Origin of the sequence: Streptomyces sp. NPDC004658 (assembly GCF_040609555.1) — a bacterium.
Taxonomy (GTDB): domain Bacteria; phylum Actinomycetota; class Actinomycetes; order Streptomycetales; family Streptomycetaceae; genus Streptomyces.
Map to the genome: position 1 here is coordinate 1 of NZ_JBEXKG010000249.1, position 7,619 is coordinate 7,619.

The window sequence follows — 7,619 nt, forward strand, 5'->3', positions numbered from 1 at the left end:
GGTGGCGGAGCCGGGTCGGCCGGTCGCGTGGGACGTTCGGATGCCGGTCGTGGAGCCGGTCTGGCGGGCCGGGCGACGGGCGCCGAACCCGCGGGAGGGGCCGGGTCGGTCGTCCGGGCAGCCGGTCCCGCTCCCGGCCGTGGATCCGGTGCCGCTCCCGGCCGGGCGGCGAGCCTCCCCGGTGGCGGAGCCGGGTCGGCCGGTCGCGGAGGCGGTTCGGATGCCGGTCCGGCGGTGGGGCTCGGCCCCGTGCGTGGTGACGGGCCTGGCGGGCGTCCCGGGCCGGCGCGGCCGGTCGGGTCCAGGGTGGCCGTGGGACGGCGCGAGCGGGAGCACGACCGGCCCGTGGCCAGCCTCGACGGCCTGACCCGGCGTGAGCGAGAGGTCGCCTGGCTGGTCGCCTCGGGCATGACCAACCGGCAGATCGCCGAGCGCATGAGCATCGCCGAGCGCACGGTCGACACACACGTCCAGCGCATCCTGGCCAAGTCGAACTGCGCCACACGGGTACAGGTCGCCGTGCTCGTGGCGGCCGGCTACGGCTAGCCGGGCCCCGAGCGCCCCTCCAGGCCGGCTCCAGCCGGGCGGCGGATCCTCCCCGCCGGACCGCGCGTGGGCGCGGCATGGCTCGGAGGTGACCCCGTGGCGCGAGACGAACCCTGGCACGACCGGCTGTGGCGGTTCCTGCGGTCGCCCTTCGGCCGCGGGCTGGCCGCCATCGGCGTGCTGTTCGGTCCGGTCGACGTCAGCGTGCTGGGCGATTGGCGGGGCCGCGCCCCGGAGGGCGACGGGACGGTGTTCGCGGACCACCCCGAACGCGTCCGGGCGGACGTCCCGCTCAGTTCCCTGGAGCGGGAACTCGCCCGGCAGCTGCGTCCCGATCCGTCCCTGCGTGGTCGGCGTACGCAGGAGGACCCGGGGCGAGGCGGCGTCTAGCATCCCGTGCCGCACGGCCGGCGGCGCTGGTCAGTAGATCCAGCCGGCCTCCGTCGCGAGCCGTATCGCGTCCACGCGATTGCGGGCGCCCAGTTTCATGACGATGGACGTCAGGTAGTTGCGCACGGTGCCGGTGGACAGGTTCAGCGTGACGGCGATCTCGGCCGGGGCCGCGCCCGACGCCGCGTGCCGCAGCACCTCCACTTCCCGCGGGGTGAGCGGTACATCGTGGGCGTGCCAGGCGGCGAGCGCCAGTTCGGAGTCGATGACGCGCTGCCCGGCCGCCACGCGTCTGACCGCGGAGGCGAGTTCGGCCGGCGGCGCGTCCTTGAGCAGATAGCCGCCGACATTGGTGGCCAGGGCGCGCCGCAGGGTGCCGGGGCGGTCCAGGCTGGTCAGTATGAGGGTCCGGCAGGACGGCAGCCGCTCGTGCAGCTGTGCCGCCGCCGACAGTCCGTCGAGACCCGGCAGGTCGATGTCGATGACGGCCACGTCCGGTCTGCAGCGCAGGGCCGTCGGAAGGATCTCCGAACCGCTCGACACGTCCGCCACGACGGTCATGTCGTGCTCCAGTTCGATCAGTGCGACCAGGGCGCCGCGGACCATCTGTACGTCCTCGGCCAGCAGGATGCGGAGTTCCATTGCACCGTCCCTCTCAACGGCTTCCCGCACGGGAAGTTGGAATGTCGGGTTGGATGCTGTGGGGGCGGACCGCGGGGGAGTCGGGGCGGTCGTTCAGGCCACGGTGGAGCCCTGGGACGCCGGGGTCCACGGGCGGACGGCGCGCTGGGTGGCGCGGGACGGCACCTCGACCACCAGCTCGAATTCGTTGCCGCCGGTGACGCATGCGGTCAGGGTGCCGTGCAGGGCGGAGAGCCGGTCGGTGAGGCTGGCGAGGCCCGTACCCCCGATGCCGCGCGACTGCGGCAGGCGGGCCACCGCGCCGTCGTTGCGGACGGAGAGCCGGACGCGGCCCTTCACGTTGCCGATGACCTCCGTCGTGATCCGGCACCGGGTCGCCTTGCTGTGTCGCAGTACGTTGGTGGCCGCTTCGCGTACCACGATGGCCAGCACCGTGTCGGCCTCCGCGGACAGCGGGCCGTGGCGGAAGTCGATGTCGGTGCGGATCCGTGCCGCGCTCAGGGCGGTCCGCACCTGCTGGGCCTCCACGGCCAGGGACAGCCGGCGGTGGCCGTGGGCCACCTGTCGGACGTCGGCGAGCGCTTGCCGGCAGATGTCGAGGATCTCCGAGATCTCGGTGTGGGCGTCGTCGGGCCGGCTGTCGACGAGCCGGTTGGCGAGTTCGGCCTTGAGCGTGATGGTCGAGAGCTTGAAGCCCAGGAGGTCGTGCATGTCGCTGGCGAAGCGCATCCGCTCCCGTACGACGGCCAGCTGCGCCAGGTCCTCGCGGGCGGCGATCAGTTCGGCCACCAGTCCGGACAGGCGTGACAGGCCGTAGACGATCAGGCCGATCACCGCGGTGGAGATGCTCAGGTACACGATGTCGAGCATGTCGGCCCCCAGTGCCGCACCTGACACCACGATGCTCAGGACGACACCGGTGTACAGCACCCAGGACAGGACGCGGGGAACGAGCAGCAGGACGGAGCCGGCGAGGAATCCCGCCATGCCGCCCCATTCGCGCTTGACGGCGAGTAACGGGAGGTAGGTGACGATCGCCTGGAGGGCGAGGGAGGCCGCGCGGTGGACCGCGGGCCGGTCGGCCGCCGTCGGGGAGGAGTGCCACACCTGGAGGACGGCCGTCACCGGCAGGGCGACACCGCACCACAGCGCCGCGTGCGGCGACGGGTGTTCGCTCAGCACGTCGAGGAAGATCACGACGGCGAAGCACGCCAGGACGACCAGCAGAATGGAGCGTGCCAGCCGGGGGGCCGGAATGTCGTGATGGCGAGGGAGGTGCGCAAAAGGCGGGCTTTCACTGCCGGCAGACCCAGAAAGCGATATATCCACTGGGTGATGCGACACGTCCGCTCTCCCTCCCCCGTCCCGTTACAAAGTACCACCACTGTTAAGGCTGAAATCGGTTGTCCCGATGGCTGGACAACTGGGCCTCGCGCAAAGGACGTTGTGGAGGCTCGCCGGAGGGGCCGCGGACGCGGAACTCGCCTCGGGTAAGAATTCGGTGAATCCCGCCCAAGTGGCGAGAATTCCTCTGACCCGCCTTATTTCTCCCGGTCCGGTCCGCCGGTGGCCACCATGCCGCTCGCGGCGAGAAAGGCCAGCACCGCCGCCGCGGACGGCGGCGCCCCCGCGGCACCCGTGACGTCCGCGACCCGCTGCGGAGTCCTGAGCAGTTCGACGACCCGCAGCGCGTCGGGAAGGTGCAGCACCACCTGGTGCGCGGTCAGCGGAGAGTGCAGGACGTGCGCCGGTCCCTGGCGGCGCAGCGCGGCGGAGCGGGACAGCACCACGGTCCGGTGGGCGGGCAGCGGCTCGGGCCGGAACGGGGCGCGCGGCGACAGCGGGACGACGGAGAGCAGGGCGCGGCCGGTCGGCGTGGCCAGGGAGCGCACGAGCAGGCCCTCGACGGCGACGAACAGCCGCCGCACCTCGTGGCGTTGTGCGTCGCTGAGGCCCGCCAGCATGTTGTGGAGCCGGACCGGCCCCAGGCACAGCCGGTACAGCGCCATGCCGATGGAACCGGTCGGATCCGCCAGCCGCACGACGACCCCGCGACCGTGCAGTTCCACCATCTGTCCCGCGGGCGGCACCGAGAGGTGGACGTCTTCGCACAGGGACCACAGTTCGGGCCAGTCGCCGGAGGAGGCGGGGTTCGGATTCACGGCTGCCACTCAGGGGGTCGACGGGACCGCGCGCGGTCAGACGAACATCGGGATCGGGTTGAGGTCCCCGTACGCGGTGGGACGCTCCCGGAGGCCCGTACGGACCGGCACGTCGAAGAGGCGGCCGGGTGCGAATCGGGCCCAGAAGTGGCGCAGTCCCGGGGCCAGCACCCGGACCACCGGAAGGCCGACGTCCGGCCGGGTCTGGTCGAGGACCAGCAGATCGTGCCCGGCGCCGCGCATCAGGGTGACCATGGCGTCGATGTCATGGGCCAGGTCCTGCCGCGGCACGTGGCCGTAGGCGGACGGCGACCTGGGCGACTGCCCGGGATCCGGCAGGAGGTAGGGCTGGTTCGCCGTCGTCGCACGGGTCCACCAGGCCACGGCCGCCGGATCGTCGACCGCGTATCCCGTCCCGTCCGGGCGGGCGCCGAGCACCGCGGGCAGCAGTTGCCCCATCTCGCTGAGCGCCCTGAGGACCGCCACCCGTGGGTCGTGGTGCGCCCCGAAGCCGAACACGATGTCCTCGGGTGTCCGGTCCGTACGCCGGGACAGGGCCGCCACGCAGGGGACACCGAGGTCCGAGGTGAGGTCGAGGGCCCACACCTCCCGCCCCAGGGCCGCGAGGCCGGTGCGCAGCCGGGCGGTCCAGGGGTCGTCGAAGGCATCCAGGTCGACGGCTGGCCGGCGGAGGCGGTTGTACCACCAGACGGCGACGGCGTCGCGTTCCACCAGTTCCAGGAAGCCCTGCACCACGGCGTCCTCCAGTGAGCTGCCCGCGGCGCAGCCGTTGGAATCGGCCCGGAGGCGGTTGGCACCGCCCTGCCCGGTGCCGGCGGAGTAGTAGAGCAGCCCGGTGGGCAGCAGCCGGTGACGGCCGTCCACCAGGGACCACACGGGCGTCCAGGCCGTCTCGGCGTGTGCGTCGAACGGCGCCGGCACATGGTGGAAGGGGGAGTGCCGGGCGTTCCAGCGATCGCGGTCGCGGAACTGCCGGGGGTGGAAGAGCTGGCAGTCGTTCGGGTGGATCGCCTGGTCGCCGAGGCCCGCGAGGCTGTCGAGGACGACCGCCTCGTCGCCCTGCCGGGTGCCGCAGTGGCGTTCCACGGCCTCGCCCAGCGCGCTCATCTTCGCCTGGGCGGCGGTGACGCCCTTGCCGCCGCTGAGCGTGCGCAGGTTCGAGGTGAGCGCCTCCAGGCCGGCCGCGGGCATGGCCAGGTTCTGCCCGGCGAGGTAGCAGTGCAGGAAGTCCGGTGCCCGGGGGTCGCGCCGCAGTTCGGGGACGATGCCGGTGACCGGGCCGACGAGGTCGGCGCAGGCCGCCAGCATCCGCTCCGCGGAAGCCGACCGGTGCCCGGTGCCCGCGGTGGTGGTCTTCGGCCGGGACGCGATCCGTACCGGCCGCCGGTTCTGCGCCGCGACGAGGCCGGGGTCCCCGCAGTCGGGGCACTGGGGCCGCCGCCGGACGGGGTGGTGGCGGGACCGGAGGGTGAGCGTGTCCAGCTCGTACACGGCCCGCTGTCCCGGATGGCGGTGTCCGGCCAGCCACTTGTGCGCCTCCAGCAGGGCGAGTTGTACCCCCGTCTCCCGGCCGGCCGGCAGCGAGGCGCGCGGTACCGGTACCGGCCCGGTGAGGCCGAGCGCGTCGCGCAGCGGCTGCTCGCCGCGCCGGTGGGCCCGGAGCCGGTGGGTGAGGCAGGACAGGCAGGGGCCGCCGTCGACCCCGAGGAACGGCCCGATCCACAGGTCCGGGCCGTCGACGCAGACCAGGAGCCACGGCCGTCCGGCCGAGCGCTGCCGGGCCTGTACGTCCGCCAGCCGGGGGTCGAGGGGGTCGGCGCAGAAGACCAGCGCGAGCACGGCCTCCGACTCGGTGCCGGCGACGGTGAGGCCGGCCGCCCGGCAGCGCCGCCGGATCTCCTCGGCATCGGCGCCGCCGCACACCGTCACCGCCACCGGCGCGGCGGAGGGCGGTACGTGGCCCGCGGCGGTGCCGGGGACTGCCGCCAGGTCCCAGTAGGCGTGCTCCGCCCCGTCCGGCCGGGGCGCGCCGGGCAGGGCCGCACTGAGCAGCCCGGCCCGGTCCAGCCGTTCCAGTGCACGCCGGGCGCGGGCCGGACCGAGCGTGGCACCGGCCGCCGCGACCACGTCCCGCGCGGTCCGGGTGCCGTCCAGCAGTGGAGCCAGCGTCTCGGCTCCGCCGCCGCGCACCGCGAGGGTGTCACGGGAGGACGACAGGAACACGTCCCCGCCGGGCAGCACATCGACCCGCAGGTGGCGTCCGAAGCCGACGAGCGGGTCGGCGGCGGCCGGCTCCCCGGTGGTCACGCTCCGGCCGGGTGCTCGTCACGCAGGCAGATCGTGAACAGGGCGGTCGTCTCCGTGGACGGCCGCCGCAGGCTCACGACGGACAGTTCGTCCGCACCGGCCGGTGCGGACGCGTGCTCGGCGGCGGGCCGGGCGACGGGGAGAGGGTGCGATGTGGGGTGCAGGGCGTCCACGGTTCCTCCGGTGGGGAGCGGATGGCGCGGGGACCGCGTCGGGCGGGTGTGACGCGGAGGGCCGCCTCTGGGGTGCGGCGCGGCGATTGTCACCTCGCGTGGCAGGGGCACGACAGTGCATCCGTCACACCCACACCATGCGTTTTTCACGGGCCGCGGTGTGACGAGCGCACTGGGCGCGCCGACGGCCGAGTGGAAGCCTTCCCGGGTTGGGTGATGGACGGCGCCGCAGACGGGAGAGGGAGTTCATGCAGATGGACATCAAACTGCTCGGACCGCTACAGGCCCAGGCCGGCGGACGCGCCTTCGTGCCCAGCGCGGCCAAGCCGCGCCAGATCCTCGCCCTGCTGGCGCTCGGGGCCGGACGCATGGTGACCGTCCCCACCCTGATGACGGAACTGTGGAAGGACGCCCCGCCGCCGAGCGCCGCCACCACGGTCCAGACCTACGTGCTCCAGATCCGCAAAGGCCTGGACGCGGCCCTCGGTGAGCCGGGCGCCGGCAAGAGCGTGCTGGCCACCCGCTACGGCGGATACTCGCTCGACGTACCCCTGGACCAGGTCGACGTGCACGCCTTCGAACGGCTCGCGGAGGAGGGGCGCGCCGCCGCCGACCGGGGCGACACCGAAACCGCCTCCCGGACCCTCGCCCGCGCCCTCGACATGTGGCGCGGGGCCCCGCTGACGGACGTGCGCACCGGCCCGGTACTGCGCCGTGAGGTGGTCAGGCTGAACGAGGTACGGCTCTCTCTCCTGGACGCCCGGATCGAGACCGACCTGGAACGCGGCAAGCACGGCGACCTGCTCGGCGAGCTGACGGCCCTCACCGCGGCCTACCCGCTCAACGAGAACCTCTGGGCCCACCTCATGACCGCGCTCCACCGCACCGGCCACCGCTGGCGCGCGCTGGAGGCGTACCGGCGGCTGCGGGAGATCATGGTGGAGGAGCTGGGGCTGGAACCCTCCTCCCGGCTGCGACGGCTGCACCAGGCGATCCTGTCCGGCGACGGCGCGGAGCAGCACCCGGCCACCCGCGCCGGACGGCCGGCGCCCGCGGGGCGCCGGCCCGAGCCGGCCGAGCAGAACGGCCTGAAGCGGCGCCCGGGCGGGCTGCTGGTGCCGCCCGGGCCGCTGGCCGCCCACTGACCCGGACGGTGCTGCGCCGCTCTCGCGTGGTTCCGGCCCGCGGGTACGAGGCGCGCACGAGCGCTCCACGAGCGCGGGGACCCAGGATGCGCACGAACCGCCTGTTCCCGATCGCGGCATCGTCCGGAAGGGGTCACCTGTGTCCCGTCGCCTGTTCACCTCGGAGTCCGTGACCGAGGGTCACCCCGACAAGATCGCTGACCAGATCAGCGACACCATTCTCGACGCGCTCC

Annotated in this window: 9 protein-coding genes; 4 read left to right on the forward strand and 5 right to left on the reverse strand. The window is 73.8% G+C overall.

Annotated features, from left to right (window positions below):
* The first annotated feature begins 345 nt into the window (after positions 1-345).
* Both ABZV94_RS38775 and ABZV94_RS38780 read left to right on the forward strand, forming a co-directional pair.
* Complete coding sequence (locus ABZV94_RS38775) at positions 346-546, forward strand: helix-turn-helix transcriptional regulator (RefSeq protein WP_356349297.1); 201 nt, start codon at positions 346-348, stop codon at positions 544-546.
* Positions 547-642: 96 nt separating this feature from the next.
* Positions 643-936 (forward strand): DUF6059 family protein, encoded by a 294-nt coding sequence (locus ABZV94_RS38780; protein ID WP_356349300.1) that lies wholly within the window; start codon positions 643-645, stop codon positions 934-936.
* 30 nt (positions 937-966) lie between these two features.
* Here ABZV94_RS38780 and ABZV94_RS38785 read toward each other — a convergent pair whose 3' ends face one another.
* The 5 genes from ABZV94_RS38785 to ABZV94_RS38805 form a co-directional block, all read right to left on the reverse strand.
* Complete coding sequence (locus tag ABZV94_RS38785; RefSeq protein WP_356349302.1) at positions 967-1,578, reverse strand: response regulator transcription factor; 612 nt, start codon at positions 1,576-1,578, stop codon at positions 967-969.
* A 93-nt stretch (positions 1,579-1,671) separates the two neighbouring features.
* Positions 1,672-2,775 carry a histidine kinase gene (locus ABZV94_RS38790; RefSeq protein WP_356349304.1) on the reverse strand — a complete coding sequence of 368 codons (1,104 nt, stop codon included), beginning with the start codon at positions 2,773-2,775 and terminating at the stop codon, positions 1,672-1,674.
* Positions 2,776-3,119: 344 nt separating this feature from the next.
* Complete coding sequence (locus ABZV94_RS38795; RefSeq protein ID WP_356349307.1) at positions 3,120-3,740, reverse strand: hypothetical protein; 621 nt, start codon at positions 3,738-3,740, stop codon at positions 3,120-3,122.
* Positions 3,741-3,776: 36 nt separating this feature from the next.
* A complete protein-coding gene (locus ABZV94_RS38800; RefSeq protein ID WP_356349309.1) occupies positions 3,777-6,068 on the reverse strand; it encodes a TOMM precursor leader peptide-binding protein in 2,292 nt (763 codons plus the stop codon).
* Entirely contained in the window at positions 6,065-6,241 is a 177-nt protein-coding gene (locus ABZV94_RS38805; protein ID WP_356349311.1) for a hypothetical protein, read from the reverse strand. The genes ABZV94_RS38800 and ABZV94_RS38805 overlap by 4 nt, the downstream gene beginning before the upstream one ends.
* Before the next feature lie 254 nt (positions 6,242-6,495).
* Here ABZV94_RS38805 and ABZV94_RS38810 point away from each other — a divergent pair, with 254 nt between their 5' ends.
* Complete coding sequence (locus ABZV94_RS38810) at positions 6,496-7,386, forward strand: AfsR/SARP family transcriptional regulator (RefSeq protein ID WP_356349314.1); 891 nt, start codon at positions 6,496-6,498, stop codon at positions 7,384-7,386.
* 139 nt (positions 7,387-7,525) lie between these two features.
* Positions 7,526-7,619, forward strand: a 94-nt coding sequence (locus ABZV94_RS38815; RefSeq protein ID WP_170814730.1) for an S-adenosylmethionine synthetase N-terminal domain-containing protein, incomplete at its 3' end; no start/stop codon positions are given.